The 24,113-nt window shown below is 67.1% G+C and carries 15 protein-coding genes and 1 tRNA gene; 4 read left to right on the top strand and 12 right to left on the bottom strand.

Features of this window, described 5'->3' with window-relative positions; all coding sequences use genetic code 11:
- Nucleotides 1-12: 12 nt before the first annotated feature.
- The 3 genes from U9J41_RS07535 to U9J41_RS07545 all read right to left on the bottom strand — a co-directional run bounded on the left by U9J41_RS07535 (nucleotide 13) and on the right by U9J41_RS07545 (nucleotide 3,903).
- Nucleotides 13-1,926, bottom strand: coding sequence for an ATP-binding cassette domain-containing protein (locus U9J41_RS07535; RefSeq protein WP_322401511.1), 1,914 nt, complete (start codon nucleotides 1,924-1,926; stop codon nucleotides 13-15).
- A gap of 134 nt (nucleotides 1,927-2,060) precedes the next feature.
- A tRNA-Arg gene (locus U9J41_RS07540) sits at nucleotides 2,061-2,135 on the bottom strand.
- Between the two features lie 187 nt (nucleotides 2,136-2,322).
- Nucleotides 2,323-3,903 carry a methyl-accepting chemotaxis protein gene (locus U9J41_RS07545; RefSeq protein ID WP_322401513.1) on the bottom strand — a complete coding sequence of 527 codons (1,581 nt, stop codon included), beginning with the start codon at nucleotides 3,901-3,903 and terminating at the stop codon, nucleotides 2,323-2,325.
- Nucleotides 3,904-4,181: 278 nt separating this feature from the next.
- On the opposite strand from U9J41_RS07545, the gene U9J41_RS07550 reads away from it, so the two are divergent.
- A complete protein-coding gene (locus tag U9J41_RS07550) occupies nucleotides 4,182-4,559 on the top strand; it encodes a hypothetical protein (protein WP_322401515.1) in 378 nt (125 codons plus the stop codon).
- Nucleotides 4,560-4,586: 27 nt separating this feature from the next.
- Nucleotides 4,587-6,791, top strand: coding sequence for a bifunctional SulP family inorganic anion transporter/carbonic anhydrase (locus U9J41_RS07555; RefSeq protein ID WP_322401516.1), 2,205 nt, complete (start codon nucleotides 4,587-4,589; stop codon nucleotides 6,789-6,791).
- A gap of 28 nt (nucleotides 6,792-6,819) precedes the next feature.
- Here U9J41_RS07555 and U9J41_RS07560 read toward each other — a convergent pair whose 3' ends face one another.
- The 7 genes from U9J41_RS07560 to U9J41_RS07590 all read right to left on the bottom strand — a co-directional run bounded on the left by U9J41_RS07560 (nucleotide 6,820) and on the right by U9J41_RS07590 (nucleotide 19,328).
- Nucleotides 6,820-8,937 (bottom strand): hybrid sensor histidine kinase/response regulator, encoded by a 2,118-nt coding sequence (locus U9J41_RS07560; protein ID WP_322401518.1) that lies wholly within the window; start codon nucleotides 8,935-8,937, stop codon nucleotides 6,820-6,822.
- A 298-nt stretch (nucleotides 8,938-9,235) separates the two neighbouring features.
- Entirely contained in the window at nucleotides 9,236-9,931 is a 696-nt protein-coding gene (locus U9J41_RS07565; protein WP_322401519.1) for a response regulator transcription factor, read from the bottom strand.
- Between the two features lie 62 nt (nucleotides 9,932-9,993).
- Nucleotides 9,994-14,247 (bottom strand): hybrid sensor histidine kinase/response regulator, encoded by a 4,254-nt coding sequence (locus tag U9J41_RS07570; protein WP_322401521.1) that lies wholly within the window; start codon nucleotides 14,245-14,247, stop codon nucleotides 9,994-9,996.
- A complete protein-coding gene (locus tag U9J41_RS07575) occupies nucleotides 14,244-15,413 on the bottom strand; it encodes a patatin-like phospholipase family protein (RefSeq protein ID WP_322401523.1) in 1,170 nt (389 codons plus the stop codon). The genes U9J41_RS07570 and U9J41_RS07575 overlap by 4 nt, the downstream gene beginning before the upstream one ends.
- A gap of 235 nt (nucleotides 15,414-15,648) precedes the next feature.
- On the bottom strand, nucleotides 15,649-17,442 hold the full coding sequence (ggt, locus tag U9J41_RS07580) for a gamma-glutamyltransferase (RefSeq protein ID WP_322401525.1): 1,794 nt from the start codon (nucleotides 17,440-17,442) through the stop codon (nucleotides 15,649-15,651).
- 124 nt (nucleotides 17,443-17,566) lie between these two features.
- Nucleotides 17,567-18,331: a 3-hydroxyacyl-CoA dehydrogenase gene (locus tag U9J41_RS07585; RefSeq protein WP_322401527.1), complete on the bottom strand. Its 765-nt coding sequence runs from the start codon at nucleotides 18,329-18,331 to the stop codon at nucleotides 17,567-17,569.
- Nucleotides 18,332-18,431: 100 nt separating this feature from the next.
- Nucleotides 18,432-19,328, bottom strand: coding sequence for a hypothetical protein (locus U9J41_RS07590; protein WP_322401529.1), 897 nt, complete (start codon nucleotides 19,326-19,328; stop codon nucleotides 18,432-18,434).
- A 243-nt stretch (nucleotides 19,329-19,571) separates the two neighbouring features.
- Between U9J41_RS07590 and U9J41_RS07595 the strand changes: the two genes are divergently transcribed.
- The gene (locus U9J41_RS07595) at nucleotides 19,572-20,873 is read left to right on the top strand and encodes an acetyl-CoA hydrolase/transferase family protein (protein WP_425260125.1); all 1,302 of its coding nucleotides are present in this window, start codon (nucleotides 19,572-19,574) and stop codon (nucleotides 20,871-20,873) included.
- A 49-nt stretch (nucleotides 20,874-20,922) separates the two neighbouring features.
- Here the strand turns inward: U9J41_RS07595 and U9J41_RS07600 are convergent, their stop codons facing one another.
- On the bottom strand, nucleotides 20,923-21,120 hold the full coding sequence (locus tag U9J41_RS07600; RefSeq protein WP_322401531.1) for a hypothetical protein: 198 nt from the start codon (nucleotides 21,118-21,120) through the stop codon (nucleotides 20,923-20,925).
- A gap of 225 nt (nucleotides 21,121-21,345) precedes the next feature.
- Here U9J41_RS07600 and U9J41_RS07605 point away from each other — a divergent pair, with 225 nt between their 5' ends.
- A complete protein-coding gene (locus tag U9J41_RS07605) occupies nucleotides 21,346-21,870 on the top strand; it encodes a DsbA family protein (RefSeq protein ID WP_322401533.1) in 525 nt (174 codons plus the stop codon).
- On the opposite strand, the gene U9J41_RS07610 is transcribed toward U9J41_RS07605, so the two are convergent.
- Nucleotides 21,848-24,028: a sodium-translocating pyrophosphatase gene (locus U9J41_RS07610; RefSeq protein ID WP_322401534.1), complete on the bottom strand. Its 2,181-nt coding sequence runs from the start codon at nucleotides 24,026-24,028 to the stop codon at nucleotides 21,848-21,850. The genes U9J41_RS07605 and U9J41_RS07610 overlap by 23 nt on opposite strands.
- Between the last annotated feature and the right edge of the window lie 85 nt (nucleotides 24,029-24,113).

Consider the following 24,113-nt stretch of genomic DNA (forward strand, 5'->3'; position numbering starts at 1 on the left):
CTAGCGCATGGGTTACTCTCCCCTCGCGCGCGCTTCGAGGCGCTCCCAGCGCTCGAGGGTCTCGAGCAACGATTCCTCGATCGCCGCGAACCGGGCATTGATCCGGCGCGCGTCGGCGGGATTGGTCTTGTAGAAGTCGGGCGCATTCAGCTGTGCCGTGATGGCCGACTGCTCGTCTTCAAGGCTGGCGATGAGCTGCGGCAGTTCTTCCAGCTCTCGCTGCTCCTTGTAACTCAACTTTACCTTCTTGCCGGATGCGTTCTGTGCGCTGGATGACATATCCTGCGCTTTAGCCGGTGCGGCCTTGCCGGCGCCCACCGGCGCAGCCACGGTGGACTTCACGCGTTCCCAATCGCTGTAGCCGCCAACAAATTCCCGCCACATTCCCTGCCCTTCGGAAACGATGACCTGCGTGACGACGTTGTCGAGGAAGGTGCGGTCGTGGCTGACGAGAAACACGGTGCCGGCGTAGTCCGTCAACAGTTCTTCCAGCAATTCGAGCGTCTCGATGTCGAGGTCGTTGGTGGGTTCGTCCAGCACGAGGCAGTTGGCGGGCTTGGCGAACAGGCGCGCCAGCAGCAGGCGGTTGCGCTCGCCGCCCGACAGCGATTTCACGGGCGAGCGCGCGCGCTCCGGCGCGAACAAAAAGTCGCCCAGATAGCTCATCACGTGCTTGCGCTGGCCGTTGATCTCGACCCAGTCGCTGCCCGGGGCGATCGTGTCGGCCAGCGACGCCTCTTCGTTCAGCTGCGCGCGCATCTGGTCGAAATACGCGACGTTCAGGCGGGTGCCCAGCTTGACGTTGCCGCTGTCCACAGTTTCTTCGCCAAGAATGATTTTCAGCAGCGTCGTCTTGCCGGCGCCGTTCGGGCCGATCAGGCCGACCTTGTCGCCGCGCATGATCGTGCCCGTGAAGTCCTTGACGATCACCTTGTCGCCATAGGCCTTCGAGATGTTTTCCAGTTCCGCGACGATCTTGCCGGAACGCTCGCCGGTCGCCACGTCGATGCGCACCTGGCCCTGCTGGTCGCGGCGCGCGCTGCGCTGCAGCCGCAGGTCTTCCAGGCGGCGCACGCGGCCTTCGTTGCGCGTGCGGCGCGCTTCCACGCCCTTGCGGATCCACACCTCTTCCTGCGCGAGCACCTTGTCGAACTTGGCGTTCTCGACTTCTTCGATCGCGAGCAGTTCGCGCTTGCGCTCCTGGTACTTGCTGAAATTGCCGGGGAACGACAGCAGGCGGCCGCGGTCCAGTTCGACGATGCGCGTGGCGACGTTGTCGAGGAAGCGGCGGTCGTGGGTGATGAACAGCACGGAGCCGCGGAATTCGCGCAGCAGGCCTTCCAGCCACTGGATCGACGTGAAGTCCAGGTGGTTGGTCGGTTCGTCCAGCAACAGCACGTCGGGACCGGACACGAGCGCGACGGCCAGCGCCACGCGCTTTTGCATGCCGCCCGACAACGTGCCCATCTTCGCATCGCCGGCCAGGCCGAGGCGGTCCAGCGTCGTCTCGACCCGGTTGCCGAGGCTCCACGCATCCGCCGCATCGAGCTTGACCTGCAGATCGTGCATGCGTTCCATGATTGCATCGTCATTGCCTTGGCCAAACTGTCCGGTCAGCGACTCGTACTCGGCCAGCATCGCCTGCTGGTCGCCCATGCCGGCCGCGACGGCGTCGAACACGGACGTGTCCGGATCGAACACGGGTTCCTGCTCGACATACGCGATCTTGACGTTCTGCTGCATGACGAGCAGGCCGTCGTCCAGCTTCGAGCGACCGGAAATGATTTTCAGCAGCGACGACTTGCCGGTGCCGTTGCGGCCGATGAGCCCGACGCGCTCGCCGGTTTCCAGCGAGAAATCGGCATGGTCGAGCAGCGCGACGTGGCCGAAAGCCAGTTGCGCGGAAGAGAGGGAAATGACAGCCATGGTGTAAGGCCGCGTCGCCGATCGGTGCGCGGACATCAATAAAAGTGTGAGAAAGCAGGCATTGTACCGAAGGGCGGCCCGGCCCGATAAACCGCCGCGCTGCGGTGGTGATGCGGACGGGGAATCGGTGGGAATGGTGTCGCCAGCAGGAATCGAACCTGCATCTAAGTCTTAGGAGGACCTTGTACTATCCATTGTACTATGGCGACACGCTGTACGGCAGTCAGCCATTCTACCCGACCCGTGCCGCTCCCACAATATTCGTCCCGCCGGTACCGGGCAATCGCGTGAAGAATCAAGGCCGGCAGGCCAGGCGGCTTTGCCGGGCAGCGGGCATCCCAGCCGGCTTTGGGGCGTCTGGCGGCGACACCGGGCTGTACCGCCGGAATCGCCGATTCATGCGGGCAATCCCACCGGGCGCGGCGCGCGAGCGCTCAGGCGGAAGCTCGTCACCAAGGCCGCCAGGCGCCTGGCTTCGTCCTGCATCGAACCGGCGGCGGCTGCCGCCTGTTCGACCAGCGCCGCATTCTGCTGCGTGGTCGCGTCGATCGACGACACCGCGTCGTTGATGTGCCTGATGCCGGTGCTTTGCTCTTCCGACGCGCCCGCGATGAGAGCGATGATGCGGGTGACTTCGTCGACGCTGGCGACCACGTCGTCCATTGTCGACCCGGCGCGGGAAACCAGGACGCCGCCCCTGTCGATGCCGTCTACCGAATCGTTGATCAAGGCCTTGATCTCCTTTGCCGCCGCGGCGCTGTGCCGGGCAAGGCTGCGCACCTCCGACGCCACCACGGCAAAGCCGCGTCCTTGTTCGCCGGCCCGCGCGGCCTCGACCGCCGCGTTCAATGCGAGGATGTTGGTCTGGAAAGCGATGCCATCGATGACGGCGATGATGTCCACGATCCGGCCCGCCGATGTCTTGATCGTCTCCATCGTCCGCACTACCTGCAAGACCACATCGCCACCCTGCTGGGCCACCGCGGATGCGCGCTGCGCAAGCTCGTTCGCCTTGCCGGCGTTGTGCGCGTTCAGTGCCACGGAGCGGGTGAGTTCCTCCATGGCCGCCGCGGTTTCCTGCAGGGCGCTGGCTTGTGCTTCGGTTCGCGCGGACAGGTCCAGGTTGCCGCTCGCGATCTCCGACGACGCCGACGCGATCGCGGCAGCGCTGGTGCGGATGTTGCCGATGGTGGCGGCCAACTGCCTTTGCATGGTCTTCATTCCCGACAGGATGCTGTCCTGCATGCTAGCGGTTTCGATATGTTCCGACAGATCGCCGACCGCGATCCGGGAAGCGATTTCGCCGGCATAGCGCGGATCACCGCCGATCGTGCGCTCCAGGCTGCGATTGATCGCGACGACGATGGCCGACAGCAGGACGCAGACGGCAAGCAGGACCGCGCCGGATCGCAGCAGGGATGTACGGAAAGCGGCATCGATATCGTCGGTATAGACGCCGGTAACGATATTCCAGTCCCACGGTTTATAGGAGGCCGTGCGCGACAACTTCGGCGCCGGCTCGGTACCGCCGGGCCGCACCCACCAGTATTCGATGAAGCCGGCGCCGGATGCGCTTTTCCCGGTTGCGACGATATCGCGGTAAAGATAATTCCCTTTCTTGTCCTGGAAATCCCACATCAGCTTGCCCTCCGCCTCGGGTTTGCTTGGATTCATGACCACGGCGCCTCGGCCGTCCACGATGGAGATATAGCCATCCACACCATACCGCTGGTGGCGCAGCAGTTCCATGGCGTCTTTCCGGGCCTGCGTTTCGCTCATCTGGTTCGCCCTGGCCCTTTCGGCGTACATCGTGATGCCCGACATCGCGGTGTCGACGATATTGACCAAGTCTTTCTTTCGTTCCGCAATGCGCAGCTCGCGCATCTGCAGCGCCCCATAGACAAAGTCCGCGCAGATGCACGCCAGGCTGCACAGCAGGGGAATCCACAGTTTTTGCCTGAAGCTCAGAGTTTTCATGGTATTCAGCACGAGGCCTCGATGTAACCGCAAGGGATATTCATATTCTGCGCTGCTCGATGGCAACTAAATAAATCATACCTTAATAAACTCGCCGAAAAATCGGGAATCGTGTTAAGAAAAATTTACGGCCACGGCAATAATTAGTTGATTGCCTGAAATTCATTGATGAGATTACCCTGAGGGGGGGGGAATCATGCCGCCTTGCCGGCGCGTTCGAACGCGTTCCCGTTCCATTCTTTTTATTCGGACCGCGCCAACCCACCCGGCGCCCGGCGATGCTGCGGCATCCGCTTCCCGGTCGACCGGTGCACCGCCGGCCGGTTTGTCAGATTCCTAATTCGGCATCATATAAAGCAATAAAAATACCCCTGGAAAAACCGCTTTTATCCAAATATATTTCCGGCCGAAAGAATTGTAACGTCCCGGCTTTCATGCTGGACGCATTTGCAAAATGCATGTTATATTTTTTCGCCGTCGCTTTAACAATCGGCCTCCTGACAATGCATCGAATCGGTGCATTGCACCGTTTTGATTCATCCCGATCAAACGTTCATGAATCCGGATTCATCGGCGATACGCCGATGCAAAGCCGTTATATCGCCATGCGCCAATCTGTTTCGCCAGGTCGCGAACAGCCCGCGCATTCTGACTGACAACCATCGTTCTTCCGTGAGATTCCCATGCATACGAATACCCTCAAGTACGATTTGCCGGCCGGCATAGTAGTATTCCTTGTCGCCTTGCCCCTGTGTCTCGGTATCGCCCTCGCCTCGGGCGCGCCTTTGTTTTCCGGGATTATTTCCGGCATTATCGGCGGCATCGTCGTCGGTGCCGCCAGCGGTTCCCACACGAGCGTCAGCGGCCCCGCCGCCGGACTGGCGGCCGTCGTACTGGCCTCGATCGCGAAACTCGGCGCATTCGAAGTCCTGCTCGCATCGATATTGATTGCCGGTGTGGTGCAATTGATATTGGGCGTCGCCCGCGCCGGTTTCATCGCCAATTACATTCCCTCGAATGTCATCAAGGGATTATTGGCGGCGATCGGCATCCTGCTGATTCTCAAACAGATTCCCCATGCGATCGGCTATGACAGCAACCATGCCGACGAAACATCCTTTATCCAGGCCAATGGCGAAAATACGTTTTCGGCCATTCTGCACGCGGCCGCCGCCATTACGCCGGGCGCGCTGATCATCGCGCTCGTATCGATGCTGATCCTGGTGTATTGGGATAAGACGCCGCTGAAAAACGTCAAATTGCTCCCGGCGCCGCTGTTCGTCGTCGCACTGAGCGTATTGCTGCATCTGACGTTCAACCGGTTCTTTCCGGCGCTGAGCATCGCACCGGCCCACCTCGTCGATATTCCGCCCCTCGATATGGCCAACCTGGGGAATTACCTGCGATTCCCCGACCTCGCCCATTTCACGAACCACGACGTCTGGATCGTCGGCGTCACGATCGCCATCGTCGCGTCGCTGGAAACGCTGCTGAACGTGGAAGCGGTCGACAAGGTCGATCCGCACAAGCGTGAAACGCCGCCGAACCGGGAACTCGTCGCTCAGGGCATCGGCAATATCTGCGCCGGCCTGCTGGGCGGCCTGCCCGTCACGTCGGTCATCGTGCGCAGCTCCGTCAACGTCCAGAACGACAACCGGACCAAGGCATCGAGCATTTTCCACGGCGTGCTGCTGCTCGCCAGCGTGCTCGTGCTGGCGCCCGCGCTGAACCTGATTCCGCTGGCGGCGCTGGCCGCCATCCTCATCGTGACGGGCTACAAGCTGGCCAAGGTCTCCCTGTTCCGCGACATGTACCGCAAGGGCTGGTCGCAATTCCTGCCGTTCGCCGTCACCGTCGCCGCCATTGTGTTCACGGACCTGCTGACCGGCGTGCTGATCGGCCTCGCGGCAAGCCTGTTCTACCTGATGCGCAGCAATTTCCGTAATCCGTTTTCGCTCGAGCAGTATCGCCTGCACATAGGCGACGTCGTCAAGATGGAATTGCCGAACCAGGTGTCGTTCCTGAACAAGGCGACGATCAAGAGCGCGCTGTGGGATATCCCGGAGAATGCGCACGTCGTGATCGACGCCGCCAACACGGACTATATCGACAACGATGTGCTGGAGATCATCGACGATTACCGCGTCGTGGCGGCGGAACGCAACGTGCGGCTGAACGTCATCGGCCTGCGCGACGAATACCGCCTGCACGATCCGATCCAGTTCGTGCCCGCACTCGACAAGGCCACGCAGAAGAAGCTGCGCCCGGACGACGTCCTGCAATTGCTACGCGCCGGCAACGAACGCTTCCGCGCGGGCCGCACGACGAACAAATACTATCTGCACCAGGTCGAGGCGACGGCGGCCGGACAGCATCCGATGGCGGTCGTCGTCAACTGCATCGATTCGCGCACGTCGCCGGAAATCATTTTCGATGCGGGCCTGGGCGACCTGCTGACGGTGCGCATCGCGGGTAACGTGATCAGCCGCGAGATCATCGGCAGCCTGGAAATCGCGCACAAGCTGGGGGCGAAACTGATCGTCGTGAAGGGCCACTCGAGCTGCGGCGCGATCGGCCTCGCGCTGCAGAACGAGGGGTCGCACAGCGTCGGCGCGATCACCGGCAAGATCCGCAAGGCGATCGAGGATTGCCAGTGCGGCGCCCACCATCCGCCCGCGGGGCAGGCGTTGCTGGAACAGGTCACCCGCCGCAACATCGAGAATTCGCTGGACGAGATCGTCGCCGGCAGCGCCTTCCTGCGCGAGCGCGTCGCGCGCGGCGAGATGGGGCTCGTGGGTGCGTATCACGACATCGCCACGCGGACCGTGCATTTCGGCGAGCTCGTGACGCTGGACGACGCCGGCGGGCGGAACGACCTCGCCGCCTGACGTGGGCGCCGCGCCGGAGCCGGAGCCGTCAGGCGGCTTCGGCGCCGGTCTCGGCGCCGGTTTCGGTGCCGAGTCCCTGCGACAACATGCTCCCGACCTTGTCCACCAGCGCGTTCATGGCGAACGGCTTGGTCAGGATTTCCATCTGCGCGGGCAGTTTTTCGTTCTTCATGACCGTGCTTTCCGCATAGCCCGTCACCATCAGCACGGGCAGTTGCGGCCATTGCACGCGCACGTGGTCGGCGAGCTGGCGCCCGTTCATGCCGTTGGGCAGGCCGACGTCCGTCACGAGCATGTCCGGCCGCGCGTCCTTCAGCAGGCGCAGCGCCTGCGGGGCGTCGCAGGCGACAAGCACCGTGTAGCCCTGCAGTTCCAGCACCTCGCTCATCACGGCGCGGATGTCCGCCTCGTCGTCGACGACCATCACGACGCCCTTGCGGCTGCCGGCTTCCAGCGGCGGTCCGACGTCCGCGCTTTCCGCCGGCGGCGTTTCCACGAGGTGGCGCGGCAGCAGCAGGCGTACCTCGGTGCCCTGCCCCGGCCGCGATTCGATCCGCACATTGCCGCCCGACTGGTGCGCGAAGCCGTACACCATCGACAGGCCCAGGCCCGTGCCCTGCCCCATCGGCTTGGTCGTGAAGAACGGATCGAACGCGCGCGCCACCACGTCCGGGGGCATGCCGGCACCGTTGTCGCGCACGCTCACCTGCACGTACTCGCCGGGCCGCAGGTCGCCATGGCGGCGCGCCTGGGCCGCGCTCAGGGTCACGTTTTCCGTCTCGATGACGAGCAGCCCGCCTTCCGGCATGGCGTCGCGCGCATTGTTCGCGAGATTGAGCAAAGCCGATTCGAGCTGGTTCGGATCGCACAGCGTCGTCCACAGCGCGGCCGCGAGCCGCGTGCGCACGGCGATGGACGGGCCGGCGGCGCGCTCGATCAGGTCCGTCATCGACATCACGAGCGCGTTGACGCTGGTCGGCTTGGGATCGAGCGCCTGGCGGCGCGAGAACGCCAGCAGGCGGTGCGTGAGCGCGGCCGCGCGCTGGGTCACGCCGAGGGCCGCGTCGATGCGCGTCGTCAGGTCGCCCGTCTGGCCCATGCGCAGGCGCAGCTTCATCAGTTCCAGGTGGCCCGTCACTCCCGCCAGCATGTTGTTGAAATCGTGCGCGAGACCGCCCGTCAGCTGGCCCACCGCTTCCATCTTCTGCGACTGGCGCAGCGCTTCCTCGGCCTGGCGCAGCGCGTCGGCCTGGTGTTTTTCGGCCGTGACGTCGCGCGCGACGCCGTACAGCAGCTCGCCCTCCGGGGAGATCGTCCACGCCACCCAGCGGTACGAACCGTCCTTGTGCAGCAGCCGCACTTCGTAGCCGACGAGCGGCATGCCGCCGGCCAGCACGTGCATCTTTTCCAGCACGTCGTCGCGGTCTTCCGGGTACACCATGTCCATGAACGGACGCGACGTCGCCTCGTCGAAGCTCCAGCCGAAGCTCGCGCTGAACGCCGGGTTCACGGTGAGGAAGCGCCCCGTCGCCAGCGACGCCGCGCACATCACGTCGGGCGAGATGCGCCACAGCCGTTCGCGATCGCTCGCGTGCGACGCGACCTGGTGCGTCAGCGCCTCGTTCAGGCGGCGCAGCGTCTCATCCTTCTGGCGCAGCGCCGCGAGCGCGCGCACCTTGTCCGTCGTCTCGACGACCGTGCACAGGATGCCGCCGACGGTGCCGTCGTCGTCGCGCACGGGGCTGTACGAAAAGGTGAACCAGGCCTGTTCCGGATAGCCGTGGCGCGCCATCGGCACCGGCGTGTCCTCGTGCCAGGTGGCCTCGCCGGCATAGGCCTTCATGGCGATCGGGCCGACCGTATCCCACGCTTCGCACCAGACCGTGCGGAACGGCAGGCCGAGCGCGGCCTTGTCGCCGAGCAACGGCGCGTAGGCGTCGTTATGGAAACTGATCAGGTCGGCGCCCCAGCACAGGAACGTGGGGAACCGGGAATTCAGCGCCAGGCCCAGTGCCGTGCGCAGTGCGGCCGGCCAGTCCTCGATGGGCCCGAGCGGCGTGGCGCGCCAGTCGTGGGCGGCGATACGCGCGGCCGTCTGGCCACCGCCGGTGAGGAAAGTCGGGCTGGGGGAAACCGTGGTCTTCATAATCCTCGCTCATGCAATCCCTGGTCGATAGCAGCTCCCGGCAGTTCTGCGCTGCCGTGCAAAGTCGACCATTTTAATGACAAGCTCATGACGGACGGCGCGCGCTTGGCGCGGCCCGTACGGGGCATAAAAGACGCCCGACAAGTTGCCGTACTGCCTGGGGAGTGGTGCATGCCGGCCACGGCAAAAGACCAGTATGCCGGAATCCGCAGCCGTGTGGAGGGTAGATTTACAACATTTTTATGACATTTTTCGGCTTTTCCAGCAGGAATTTAACGTTGCCGGCAGGGCGAACGGATCACATCGCGAGGTGCCGGATCGCATCCGTCTGGCGCAACACGGCCCGGTGCGCGGCTTCCAGTTCGCGGGCGAGGCCGGCGTCGTCCGGGGCGGCGCGCAGGGCGTCGAAGCCCGCCGCGGCGCCATGCAGGCCGAGCGTGCGGCACCCTTCGCACAGGCGCGCGAGGTGGGCGCGCGCGGCGTCGACCTGGCTGGCGGCCAGCATCGCGGCCAGGTCCGTGCCGGCGCTGACCAGCTGGCGCTGCAGGCCGCCGAGGTACAGCAGCAGGCGCGTGGCGTCGATGCCGAGGCGGCGCAGCGTGGCCGCGGGCTGCTCGTCCGCCGCCCGCATCAACGGGGTCAGGTGCAGGGCGACGCGCCCGCTGTCGAACGGCTTGACGATGTAGCCCGCCGCGCCCAGGGAGAGCGCCTGCTCCATCGTCGCGCCGTCGGCAGCGGCCGAGACGAGGACGAACGGCAGGCCGGCAAAGCGCGCATCGGCCTTCACGCGGGCCAGCAATTCCATGCCGGACAGGCGCGGCATGCGCAGGTCGCAGAAGACGATCGTGGGGTCCAGGCCGCCGTCCAGCTGTGTCCAGGCGTCTTCCCCATCCTCCGCTTCCAGCACATCGAATACCCCGCTGGCCGCGCTGTCGATCATGTGCATCAGCATCATGCGCGACACGACGTCATCGTCGACTAACAAAACCTTCATCCCTGCCCCATGTGTCGCAATTGTTAAATGGAAATTATACAGACATCCGGGGTGCGCACGATTCAGGCTGGTTCGGCTTCGAAGCGGGCGAGCAGGTCCAGCAGGCGCGGCAGGCCGGCGCGCACGGCATCCAGCTGGCCCGCGTCGGCCAGCCCTTCGAGTTCGGCGCACAGCGCGCGCAGCGACGCCTCGCCGAGGTAGCCCGCACTGCCCTTGAGGCCATGCAGCACGCGTCCGACCGTATCGTGGTCGCCCTGCGCCAGCGCGATGTCCAGTTCGGCGCGGCGGCGCGGCAGGTCGGCGAGGAAGGCGCCGCGCAGCCGCTCCTTCAGGTCGCCCGTGCGGCGGCCCGCGTTGTGCGCCGCCACGGCCGGGAGCAGCGGGTCGCTCGGGACGTCGAACATGGCGTCCAGCTCCGCTGTCGACGGCGCGCGCGCGGCCGGCTCCGGCATCCGCGGGAGCACGATGCCGCGCTGCAGCTGGCGCTCGATGGCGCGCGTCAGGTGGAAGTGCAGCTGGGCGTCGTCGATCGGCTTGGTGATGAAGGCATCCATGCCGCAGGCCAGGTAGCGCGTGCGGTCTTCCTCGCTGACGTTGGCCGTGAGCGCGACGATCATCAGGTGCTGGTCGAGCACGGGCGCCTCCAGCGGGCCGCCGGCGCGGATCAGGCGCGTGGCCGACGCGCCATCCATCTCGGGCATGCGGCCGTCCATCAGGATCAGGTCGAAGCGCGTGCGCGCGCAGGCCGCAACGGCCAGCGCGCCGTTCTCGACGACGTCGACCTGGTGCCCCAGTTCTTCCAGCATCATACGCACGATGATCTGGTTGGTCGGGTAGTCTTCGGCGCACAGCACGCGCAGGCGGTGCGTGTGCGGCGCGCGCGGCCGGTCGTCGACGACCGGGGGCTGCACGCCGTCCGCCAGCGGCAGCACGAAGCTGAACGTGGAACCGACGCCCGGCGTGCTGGCCACGCCGATCGTGCCGCCCATCAGCTCGACGAGCTGGCGGCAGATCGCCAGGCCCAGGCCCGTGCCGCCGTAGCGCCGCGTCGTCGTCGCGTCGGCCTGCTCGAATTTCTGGAACAGGCGCGGCAAGGCGTCCGGCGCGATGCCGATGCCGGTGTCTTCCACCGAGAAGCGGATCATGTTGCGGCCGGCCCGGTCGTACTGGTCCTCGGGACGGCGTTCGACGCGCACGGTGACGGACCCGCTCTCCGTGAACTTGAAGGCGTTGCCGACGAGGTTCACGAGGACCTGGCGCAGCCGCGTGGGGTCGCCCACGACGAAGCGCGGCAGGTCCGGATCGAGGCTCACGCCGAAGCCCACGCTGTGCGCGCCGGCCTGTTCCTCGAACAGGGTGACCACGTGCCCGATGTTCTCGTCGAGGACGAAGTCGATGTTCTCGATGGTCAGCTTGCCCGCCTCGATCTTGGAAAAATCGAGCAGGTCGTTGATGATCGCGAGCAGCGATTGCGCATTCGCCTGACCGCGCAGGATCTGCTCGCGCGTCGACTCCTTGAGGATCGTGTCGCGCAGCGCGAAGCCGAGCATGCCGATCACGCCGGCCAGCGGCGTGCGCATCTCGTGGCTCATATTGGCCAGGAATTCGGACTTCTGGCGCGTCGCGTCTTCGGCGCGCTGCTTGGCCTGGTACAGCCGCTCCTCGTTTTCCTGCAGCGCGTCGTTGGCGAGCGCCAGCTCGTTGGTGCGGCGCCGCACCTGGCGTTCCTGCTCGCGCAATTCCTCGGTCTGGCGTTCGAGCAGGCGGTTCTGCTGTTCGATCCTTTCGGTACGCGCGCTGACCTGCTGTTCCAGCATGGCCTTCTGGCGCCGCAGGACGTCCACGCGGATGCGGTAGGCGCCGTAGCAGCAGCCGACCACGACCAGTGCGCACAACGTGCGGAACCACCACGTCTTCCAGTACGGCGGCAGCACCGTGACTTCCAGCGTCGCGGCGGCGTCGCTCCAAATGCCGTCCTTGTTGGCCGCGCGCACCTGGAACGTGTAGCGGCCCGGGTCGAGGTTCGTGTAGGTGGCGAAGCGCTTGCTGGCGTCGACGCCGATCCAGTCCTGGTCGAAGCCCACCAGGCGGTAGGCGAAGCGGTTGCGGCCCGGCGCGGCGAAGTGCAGCGCCGAGAACTCCAGCGAGAACACCGAATCCTGCGGCGTGAGCGTGATGCCGGACAGGCGTTCGATGGGCCCCGGCAGCATGCCCGGCCGGACGTCCTGCCACGGCTGGCCGAAGATCTGCAGGCCCGTGATGACGGCGCGCGGCGCGATCAGGTTGTCGTGCAGCGCGCGCGGATTGAACGCCGTGATGCCGTTGTTGCCGCCGAAATAAAGGGTGCCGTCGGCCACGCGCAGCGCCGACGCGTCGAAATAGGCGCCCTCGATCGTGCCGTCCGTCGCATTGTAGTTGCGCCAGGCGCCGCTGGCCGGATCGAGCCGGTGCAGGCCGCTCGAGCTGGACACCCAGATGAAGCCGTCGAGGTCTTCCTGCATCGCGGCCACGACGTCGTCCGCCATGCCGTCGCGCACCGTGTAGCGCTGGAAGCGCGGGGTGCCGTCGGGACCGATCACCATGCGGTTCAGGCCGACGGCCGTGCCGACCCAGAGGTCGCCGCGCCGGTCTTCCAGCAGGTAATGCACCTCGTCGTGCGACAGGCTCGTCGGATCGTCCGGGTCGTGGCGGAAGTGGCGGAACTTGCCGGTCGCGCGGTCGAGCAGGTCGAGGCCGTCGAACGTGCCGACCCAGAAGCGGCCGTGGCGGTCTTCCAGCATCGGGCGCACGATGTTGTCGGCCAGGCTCGCGCCCACGGCCGGATCGTGCTGGTACGTCGTCAGCTTGCCGTCGGGCGTGATGCGGTGCAGGCCGCCGCGGCTCGCGGCCCACACGGTGCCGTCGCGCGTGACGTGGACGTTGCGCACGTAGTTGGCGTCGACGTCGTCCGCGGACAGCGTGCGCCGCGTCAGCTTTCCCGTCGCCGGGTCGAAGCGCGCCAGGCCGTTGCGCGTGCCGAGCCACACGACGCCGTCGCGGCCGAGCGCCACCGACGTGGCCATCGCATCGCCGGAGATGCCCGCTTCGACGGGCGCCAGGCGCCACGCCTGGTCCGCGCCCGTCGCCGGGTCGAACAGGTGCAGGCCGCCGTTCGTCGCCAGCCACAGCTTGCCTCCGCCGTCGCCGACGATGCCGCGCACCTTGTTGTCTTCCAGCGCGAGCGGCGTGTCGTCGCCGCGCACGATGCGCGCGAAGCCGCCACTGCCCATGTCGGCGCGCGACACGCCGCCGTACCACGTGCCGACCCAGAACGTGCCCACGCGGTCGCCGTACAGCGCCGTGACCTGGTTGTCGCCCAGGCTGTAGCTGTCGGTGATGCGGTGCGGATGGCGTTCGAACTTGTCCTGCGCGGGCAGCCAGCGGTACAGGCCGCGGTCATGCGCGCCGACCCAGACCTGGCGCTCGGCGTCCTCGTACAACACGCTGATCTCGCCGGGCGGCATGCCGTCCCCGGCGCCGAAGGTGCGGACCTCGCCCTTCTGGCCGACCGGCAGGTGTTCCAGGCCGCCCATGCTGCCGACCCACAGGCCCTGGCCGGCGTCGACCATCAGCGCCTGCACGAAGTCGTACTTGCCGCCGCGCGGCGACGGATGGTGGCGGAAGTGCATGCGCTCCGGATCGAGGCTGTCCAGGCCGGCCGAGGTGCCGATCCACAGGTGGCCGTCGCGCCCACGCGCGAGGGCCGTCAGCTTGTCCGAGGCGAGGCTGTCCGGCACGCCGGGCACGTGGTGCCACGTGTCGAAGCGGCCGCTGGCGATGTCGAAGTGCTGCAGGCCGTCGGCCGTCGCCAGCCACAGGCCGTCCTTGCCGTCGTCCAGGATGGCGCGGATGTGGCGGTTGCCGTTGCCGCGCTTGGCCGGTTCGTCCGGCAGGAAATGGGAGAACGCGCCGGTGGCGGGTTCATAGCGATCGAGGCCGCCGTCCGTGCCGATCCACAGCCGGCCCTTGCGGTCGACGTAGAGCACGCGCACCCAGTTGTTGGCGAGCGTCTTGGGATCGCCGACGACGTTGCGGAAATTCGTGAAGCGGTAGCCGTCGTAGCGCGACAGGCCGGATTGCGTGCCGAACCACATGAAGCCGTCCGGGTCCTGGACGATGGACAGCACGGATTCCTGCGCCAGGCCGTCGTCCACCGACAGGTGTTCGAAGCGCAGCGTCGGCGTCGGCGCGGCCTGGGCGCACCCGAGCCACAGCAACATCGACGCAAGCGCCAGCAGCGCGTTGAGCGCCTTGAGCGCGGAATACCATCGTCTCATGCTTCGAAAAACTCCAGTACGTCGTGGCGCCGGACATAGGTGTCGCGCTGGCCCAGTGCCATCAGTTCACGCGTGTAGCCGCTCTCGAACAGCAGGTAGGACGCGAGCGCGGCGCCGCGCGCCTCGATGGCGCCGATCCCGCCGAGCAGCGTCCGCACGGGCACCGGCAGGTTGCCCGCGTGGCGCGCCGCGATGTCGTCCAGGCGCTCCGACGGCACGATCGCGAGCAGCTCGATGCGGCGCAGCGGCGTCTTCGCAAGCAGCTCGTCCGGCACCATGGCGAGGGTGGCGTTGACGCGCTGCAGGCGCTCGATGTCCATCGCGAGGCTGTCGAGGAAGATCGACGACAGCGCGTGACCGGCGATCTGCGCCAGGCTCGGATAGCGCACCCGTGCCGGCAAATGGTTCACGGTTTCGTTCATGCGCCCCGCCCCCACGACGAGCACGCGGTCCGCGCCCAGGTGGATCGCGGGCGCGATCGGCGCCAGCTGGCGCATCGAACCGTCGCCGCAGAATTCCTGGCGGCCGTCCAGGTACAAGGGCACGGCCGGGAAGATGAACGGCAGCGCGCTCGACGCGAGCAGGTGTTCGACCCCGATCTGCCCCGCGAGCGCGATGCGCTGGTGGCGCTTCCACGGCGCGATCTCGCGCTCGCTCTGGTAGAACGTCACGTGCTGGCCGCCGCTGTACGACGACGCGGTGACGGCCAGCGCATCCAGGCAGCCGCTGGCCAGCGCCGCGTCCAGGCGCGGCAGGTCGAGCATGCGGTGCAGCAGGCCGACGAGCGGCGTGTTGTCGAGCAGCGAAGTGGGTGGCGCCGCATGCCACTGGCGCAGCATCCAGCCGAACGACAGCAGCGACAGCCAGCGCGCGCCGGAGCGCAGCACGCCGAGCGAGTCGGCGCGATACACCTGCGTGACGTCGATACCTTCCCACACGTCCGCCAGCTGGTCGACGCTGTCGCTGAAGTCGTCGGCGCGGCAGGCCAGCGCGGCGGCGTTGAGGGCGCCGGCGGACGTGCCGCAGATGATATCGAACGGGTTGCGCGCGGCGGGCCAGCCCGCCTCCCCCAGGATGCGGGAGATTGCCTGCAAGACCCCAGCCTGGTAAGCCGCGCGCGCGCCGCCTCCGCTGAGGATCAACCCCGTTTTACGTTCAATGTCCACACGGCAAGATTAGCAAACTCTGCTTAACTTGCGGTGAATAAATAGCTTCTCGACAAATAGTTCGCTAATACTTCGTTGTATTCAGGTCTCGACAACTGGTCGACGCCGTATCATGGCCTTGAGAAACCGTAGCGGCCGGAAGCAGCGCCGGCCGAGAAGCGCAGCCGTACTTACGGCACGGTGAGCATCGCAGGCCGGCTCAGCGACGCGCAGCAGGTTTATCGAGGCCCCACCATTACTCGCCTTTTGCGATGCCTTCCCGACGGGGATCGGCGCCGCCGAACAGGAGCGGCACGCCGTGGATGTTCATCCGCGCGATCCCCTGCAGGCCGGACGTCTGCTCGAATACGCGCACCGTGTGGCCGCGCGCCTTGAGCGCCGCGATCTCGGCTGCCGGGAAGCGGCCGGTCTCCAGCTCGGTCGGGCCGTTGCGGCTGCCGAAATTGGGCAGGGAGATCGCCTGCTGCATGTCGAGGCCCCAGTCGAGCGTGCCGACGAGGACCTTGGCCACGTAGTTGATGATCAGCGGACCGCCCGGCGAGCCGACGGCTTCGACGAACCGGCCCGTCTTCTTGTCGAACACGATCGTCGGGCTCATCGCGCTGCGCGGGCGCTTGCCCGGCTCGACGCGGTTGGCGATGGGGCCGTTGGCGTCGCGCGAATCGAACGAGAAGTCGGTGAGCTGGTTGTTCAGGATGAAGCCGTCGACCATCTGGCGCGACCCGAACGCGTCCTCGACGCTCGTCGTCATCGACAGGCCGGCGCCGTACGGATCGACGGCGACGATGTGCGACGTCGAATGCGCCTCGATCGAATTGTCCATGCCCCAGTTCCACGCCGACTCGACGCCGGGCGGATGGCCGGCTTGCGCCTTGCCCATCGAACGTTGGCCGATCAGGCTGGCGCGCTGGGCGAGATAGCCCTTGTCCAGAAGCGCCGGGATGCCGCGGCCGGGCAGCGGGACGAAGTCGGTGTCGGCGGCGTAGCGGTCGCGGTCCGCGTATGCGAGCCGGCCCACTTCCGTGAACAGGTGCACGGCCTCCGTGCCGGGGATGCCGTCGGTGGGGGCCAGCGCTTTCATGTCGCGCGTCTCGAGCATGCCGAGCATCTGGGCCACGGCGATGCCGCCCGACGATGGCGGCGGCATGCCGCACACGGTGTAGGCGCGGTAGTCGTTGCAGACGGGCTCGCGCAATTTCGGCTGGTAGGCGGCGATGTCGGCGGCGCTCAGGAGGCCGGGATTGGTCGGGTGGCTCTTGACCTTCGCTTCGATGTCGCGCGCGATCCGGCCCGTATAAAACACCTCGGCGCCGCCGTCCGCGAGTTCGTGCAGGGTACGCGCCAGCGCGGGGTTCTTCAGCACGTGGCCGACGGGCCACGGCTTGCCGTCCGGCGCGTAGAAATAGGCGCGCGCCGTCGGGTCCTTGCGGATGTAAGCATCCTCGGCGAGCAGGCTGTGCAGCCGCGGGCTGACCGCGAATCCTTGCTCGGACAGGCGGATCGCCGGCTGGAACAAGGCCTTCCACGGCAGCTTGCCATGCTGGCGATGCGCCAGCGCGAGCATGCGCAGCACGCCCGGCGCGCCCGTCGAGCGGCCGCCCACGATGCCTTCCCGGCGCGACATCGGCGTGCCGTCCGGATGCTGGAACAGGTGCTCGTCCGCCTTCGACGGCGCGGTCTCGCGGCCGTCGTAGGCCTGGACCTTCTTGCCGTCGTAATACATCAGGAACGCGCCGCCGCCGATGCCGGACGATTGCGGCTCGACGAGCGTGAGCACCAACTGCGTCGCGATGCCCGCGTCGATCGCCGTGCCGCCCTGCTTCAACATCTCGTAACCCGCCTCGACGGCCAGCGGATTCGCGGCCGCCACCATGTAGTTGCGCGCGATCCAGCCGGCCTTTTCCGTGTAACCGCTGGCGGCTTCCGGGGCCTGCTGCAGGGTCGGCGCGTCCTGCGCGAACGCGACGATCGGGTGAAAGGCAGCGGCAAACGCGGTGCCGAGGACCAGGGCGAGCAACTTCGATTTCATGCGATCTCCAAGAATGACAACGCGCGGCGGCCGGCCGCGCGCCGATCGACAACGCGCGGCGGCCGGCCGCGCGCTCGATACCATGGAGCATCGTAACCGAAATTGCTTAACCGCTCACGCCGTCTTACTTCGGCTGCATGCGGATCGCGCCGTCCAGGCGGATCGTCTCGCCGTTCAGCATGACGTTTTCGATGATGGTCCTGGCCAGGTGCGCGTACTCGCGCGGCATGCCGAGGCGCGGGGGGAACGGCACCATCTTGCCCAGCGAATCGCGCACTTCCTGCGGCATGCCCATCAGCATCGGCGTCTCGAAGATGCCGGGCGCGATCGTCATCACGCGGATGCCGCTGCGCGACAGGTCGCGTGCCATCGGCAGGGTCATGCCGGCCACGCCGGCCTTCGACGCGCCGTAGGCGGCCTGGCCGATCTGGCCGTCGAACGCGGCGACCGACGCCGTGTTGATGATGACGCCGCGCTCGCCGTGTTCGAGGCCCTCTTCCTTGCCCATGGCATCGGCGGCGAGGCGGCACATGTTGAAGGTGCCGACGAGGTTGATGTTGACGGCGCGCTGGAACGCGTCCAGCGGATGCGGGCCGTCCTTGCCGACCGTCTTGATGGCCGGCGCGACGCCGGCGCAGTTGACGAGGCCGCGCAGGCTGCCCAACGCGAGCGCCGCCGCGACGACGGCCTGGCCGTCCGCCTCCGACGTCACGTCGCATTTCACGAACCGTGCCGCGGCGCCCAGCTCGGCGGCAAGCGCCGCGCCCGCTTCCTGCTGCACGTCGGCCAGCACGACCTTGCCGCCCGCCTCCACGATGGTGCGCGCGGTGGCCGCGCCCAGGCCTGAAGCGCCGCCCGTCACGATGAACACATTATTCTGGATTTGCATCTGTCTCCCCTTCACTGGTCAGCTGGATATAGTCTTGCCGTTTACGTAAACGTCAACCAGCGGATTTTAGCGGGGTTTTGGTGGAAACACCATGCGTGCATCAAAAACACTGCACGGTCGTGCCGGTCCGGGTGCACGTGCGGCCGCCGCTGCCGACGCCCGCATTGCCGCTGCCGTTGAACGTATTGCCGGCCGCATCCGTGCAGACGATGCCCTGGCAGGCCCGGATCACGTTCGAACTGGGTACCGTCGGCTGCGGCGCGGGCAGCGGCGGCGGGATCGGCACGGCGGCCGTCGCCGGGGGAACCGCGCCGGAACGCAATGGGCGCGGCGCCATCGGGCCTTCGCCCTGCCAGGCCTCGTGGCGGCGCGCGGCGCGCCGGCGCTGTTCTTCGCGTTGTTCTTCCCGCTGTCCTTTATTTCGCTCGTTGCGCTGTTTATTTTGCTCGTTGCGCTGGTTATTTTGCTCGTTGCGCTGCTTGTCGGTTAGTTGCTTATCTGACGGCCGGGCCTGCTGCGGCGCGGGGTCGCGGGCCAGCGTGTCCGTTTCGTCGCGCACCTCGGCCGGCTCCTTGCGGGCCGGATCGGCGCGCTGTGGGCCCCGCGGCGCCAGCACCGGACCATAGCTCAGCCTGGGTGCCGGCGTGCGTCCGGCCGCGGCCCTGTCGTTGGCCCTGTCGTTGGCCCTGTCGTTGGCCCTGTCGTTGGCCCTGTCGTTGACCCCGTCGTTGGCCCTGTCGTTGGCCACGTCGTTCGCCCCGTCGTTGGCCGCGGGAGCGGCCCCGCCGGCGGCCGGATGCCCTTGCGCCGCGCTGGCTTCGTCGGCCACGGCGGCCTCGCGGTTCGCCTGGTCCGTGCGTTCCGACTGGCGCCGCGTGGCCGCGTCCTGCGCGCGCGCCTGCTGCGCCCGGGCCGCCGCGGCCGGCGCCATGCACGGCCTGGCGAGCACGGCGCATGCGGCCAGCGCGGCCGCGGCTAACTGTCGTCGTTGTGCCATGATGTTCGCTCCTCGTCCTTGCATTATCGGCCGCGCGGCCCCGTCCCGGCGCGCAGCTGTGCATCCAACGCGCGTCAGGTGCGCGTCAGTATCTTCGGCCACGCTGTTAAGCTGCCAAAGCGCATGTTTTTCAAACAAAAACGACTGGAAGCGTCAACGACCTGCCGCGCATTGCACCCTCGTCGGGCCGCGCCGGCTGCGACGTTCGCGCCGGTTCTTCGAGGCTTCCCACAGGAGACGACCATGCAGACGATGCAGGAGATGTACCGCGCCCGGCGCGGCAGTGCCTTCGATGCCCTCAACCACGTACGCGACGGCGACATGATCGTCGTGCCGACGGGTGTCGGCGAACCGCCCACCCTGCTGCACGCCTTGTCGGACGAATGCCGCGGCTTCACGGGCGTCCAGGTGGCGCAGATCCTCGCCATGCGCAAGTACGGCTATTTCGCCCAGGAACACCGGGCGCACGTGCGCCATGCCGCGCTGTTCTTCGGTGGCGCGTCGCGCGCCGGCGGCCAGGGCGGCTGGTGCGATTTCATCCCGAATTATTTTTCCGAGATTCCGGTGCTGATCGAACGGGGCCTGATGCCGGCCGACGTCGTGTTCGCGATGGCCTCGCCGATGAGCGCCTCCGGCCACTTCGCCCTCAGCCTCGGCACCGACTACACGATGGCGGCCGTGGCGAAGGCGCGCGCCGTCGTGCTGGAGGTGAATCCGCATGTCCCCTACACGCACGGCCAATGCCACGTGCACATTTCCCAGGTCACGGCGCTGGTCGAGAGCGAGGACCCGATCATGGAAGTGGGCCTGCCGCACATCGGCCCCGTGCAGGAAGCGATCGGCCGCCTCGTCGCCGAGCACATCGAGGACGGATCGACGCTGCAGATCGGCTACGGCGGCATTCCGGACGCCGTCGTCATGCAGCTGACGGGCAAGCGCGACCTCGGCATCCACACGGAAATGATCGGTGACGGCATCCTGACGCTCGTCGAGGCCGGCGCCGTCACCAACCGCAGGAAGACGCTCTTGCCGGGCAAGATGGTGGCGACGTTCGCACTCGGCTCGCGCCGGCTGTACGAGTTCATGCACCACAATCCGATGCTGGAAATGCATCCGTCGAATTTCACGAACGACCCGTACGTCGCCGGGCAGAACGACAAGCTCGTGTCGATCAACGCCAGCCTGCAGATCGACCTGCTCGGCCAGTGCGGCAGCGAAAGCATCGGGCACCTGCCCTATTCCGGCACAGGCGGCCAGGTGGATTTCGTGCGCGCCGCGAACCGCTCGCGCGGCGGCAAATCCTTCATCGTGCTGCCGTCGACGGCGAAGGACGGCACCGTCTCGCGCATCGTGCCGACCCTGGCGCCCGGCACCCACGCCACCACGAGCAAGAACGACGTCAACTACGTCGTCACGGAATGGGGTGTGGCCCAGTTGCGCGGCAAGTCGGCCAGGCAGCGCGCGCAGGCGCTGATCGCCATCGCGCATCCCGATTTCCGGCCCTGGCTGCGCGAGGAGGCGGACCGGATGTGCGTGTTCTCATGAAAAACGGGACCCGCGGGTCCCGTTGGCGTGCCGGGCGTCAGCGATCCGGTCAGGCGCGCACGTCCTCGATGGCGCCCCGTACGTGATCGGCGCCGAGTGCGCCGGCCATGCCGTAGACCAGCAGGGCGCGCTGCAGCTCGGCACGGCTCGCGCCGTCGGTGTCCTGCATGCCGTCCAGGCGTGGAACGTTGGTGGGATCGAGGCCGGGCGCGTCGGATACGCCCTTTCTTCCAAGATTGCTCGTCATGGTTTTCTCCATTTGGTTAGTAAGCTGGCGCGGCTTGTTCAGGAAACAAGACCGCTGATGGCGCTACTGTACCGCAACGGAGGCGATCACGTCGCCATCTGTTTTGTTTTTACACCTATCTTCTTGCCGGGTGAAAATTTACTACATGAGCGCGCGCGTCATGCCATCATGGCGCCCATGATGCGGCACGCCGTGTTGGCGCGCCGCCGCACCGGGGAGACAGCGATGCAACGAGTTGACGAGATCGGAAACGCCGAGCACGTGCGCGGACCGGAGGATGCCACGCTCACGGTGATCGAATATGCCGACTTCCAGTGCCCGTACAGCGCACGCGCCCACATCGCGCTACGCGACCTGGACGGTCGGTTCGGCGGTATCCGCCTGGTCTACCGGCACCTGCCGCTGGCACACCTGCACCCGCTGGCCGAACTGGCGGCGGAAGCGGCCGAAGCCGCGGGCAGCCAGGGCCGGTTCTGGGACATGCACGACGTGCTGTTCGAACGGCAGCACCAGGTCCGCGCCAAGCAGGATCTCGCCGTGCTGGCCGAAAGCCTGGACCTCGACATCGAACGCTTCCGCGCCGAGATCCTGGAACGCCGCCAGCGCGCGCGGGTGCAGGCGGACGCCGAACGCGCCCGCCACGACGGCGCCACCGGCACCCCGACCCTCTACATCAACGGCGTGCGCTACCGCGGCGATTCGGACCGGGCGTCGCTGGAGCGCGCGCTCACCGGGGCGCTGGAGCGCTGACCGCCTGGCGCGCGGGGGCCACCCACCCGACGCGAAGACCAGCACGCTGAACCGGCACCGCAACCGCATGCGCCGTCGCGACCGGCTTCGGATACAGCGACTGCGGCGCCGACACGGACAGCCAGCCGCCCGCCGGCAGCAGCGGCACGAGCAGCAGCGCCACGATGTTGATGATCTTGATGAGCGGATTCACGGCCGGCCCCGCCGTGTCCTTGTACGGATCGCCCACCGTGTCGCCCGTGACGGCGGCCTTGTGCGCATCGGAGCCCTTGCCGCCGTAGTGGTTGTCCTCGATATATTTCTTGGCGTTGTCCCAGGCGCCGCCGCCCGTCGTCATCGAGATCGCGACGAAGAGTCCGGTCACGATCGTACCCATCAGCATGCCGCCCAGCGCCGCAGGTCCCAGCAGCATGCCGACGAGGATCGGGACGATCACCGGCAGCAGCGACGGCAGCACCATCTCGCGGATGGCGGACGCGGTGAGCATGTCGACGGCCTTGTCGTATTCCGGCTTGCCGGTGCCCGCCATGATGCCGACGATGTCGCGGAACTGGCGCCGCACCTCGATCACGACGGCGCCCGCCGCCCGCCCCACCGCTTCCATCGCCAGCGCCCCGAACAGATAGGGGACGAGGCCGCCGATGAACAGGCCCACGATGACCATCGGGTTCGACAGGTCGAACGCGAGGTGCGTGCCCTGCGCTTCCAGCGCATGCGTGTAATCGGCGAACAGCACCAGCGCGGCCAGTCCCGCCGAGCCGATGGCGTAGCCCTTCGTGACGGCCTTGGTCGTGTTGCCGACGGCGTCCAGCGGGTCGGTGACGGCGCGCACCTGGTCGGGCATGCCGCTCATCTCGGCGATACCGCCGGCGTTGTCCGTGATCGGGCCGTAGGCGTCCAGCGCGACGATGATGCCGGCCATCGACAGCATCGCGGTGGCGGCGATGGCGATGCCGTACAGGCCGCCCAGCTGGTAGGCGACGAGGATCGCCGCGCACACCACGAGCACCGGGTACGTCGTCGACTTCATCGACACGCCCAGCCCCGCGATGATGTTGGTGCCGTGGCCCGTCGTCGACGCTTCGGCGATGTGGCGCACGGGCGCGAACTCGGTGCCCGTGTAGTACTCGGTGATGTAGACCATCAGGCCGGTGAGCGCGATGCCGACCGTGGCGCAGCCCAGCATGCGCCAGCGCATGGCCTCGTCCGGCCACACGAGCCAGGTGACGACGGCGAACCCGACCAGCGACAGCGCCGCCGACCACCACAGGCCGGTGTACAGGGCGTACATGATCTTGTGCCCCGGATGGTTCTTCACGAGCGAGCAGCCGATGATGGACGCGATGATCGACACGCCGCCCAGCAGCAGCGGATAGCTCATGCCGGCGCCGCCCATGCCGGGGATCATCAGCGCCCCCAGCAGCATCGTGGCGACCAGCGTGACGACATAGGTCTCGAACAGGTCGGCCGCCATGCCGGCGCAATCGCCGACGTTGTCGCCCACGTTGTCGGCGATGACGGCGGGATTGCGCGGATCGTCCTCCGGAATGCCGGCCTCGACCTTGCCGACGAGATCGGCGCCCACGTCGGCGCCTTTGGTGAAGATGCCGCCGCCCAGGCGCGCGAAGATCGAGATCAGCGACGCGCCGAACGCCAGCCCGACGAGCGGCTGGATGACGTCATGGGGCGACAGGGCGGCGTCGGCGCGCAGGATGAGGATCCAGTAGAACAGCGCCACGCCCAGCAGGCCGAGGCCGACCACCAGCATGCCCGTGATGGCGCCGCCGCGAAAGGCGACGTTCAGCGCCGCGTCGAGCCCCGTCGCGGCCGCCTGCGCCGTGCGCACGTTGGCGCGCACGGAGACGTTCATGCCGATGAAGCCGCAGGCCCCGGACAACAGCGCGCCGGCCAGGAAGCCGCCCGCGGTGGCCCCGCCGAGCAGGAAGAAGATGGCAATCAGCAGCACGATGCCGACGATGCCGATGGTCCGGTACTGGCGCGCCAGGTAGGCCGAGGCCCCCTGCTGGATGGCCAGCGAGATTTCCTGCATGCGCGCGTTGCCGGGATCCTGGAGAAGGACCCATCGGCGCGACCACAAGCCGTAGAATACCGCGATGACGCCGCATGCGACGGCGAAGATGAGCTGCGCGGATGCCATGTCGTCCCCCTCGTTCTTCGATCAAACAACCACAGTCGAAGGCCGTCGTGCGATGTCCGCTGGAGCGGCCTGCCTTGCTGCATTC

This window comes from Massilia luteola (genome assembly GCF_034420155.1).
GTDB classification, from domain to species: Bacteria; Pseudomonadota; Gammaproteobacteria; order Burkholderiales; family Burkholderiaceae_D; genus Telluria; species Telluria luteola.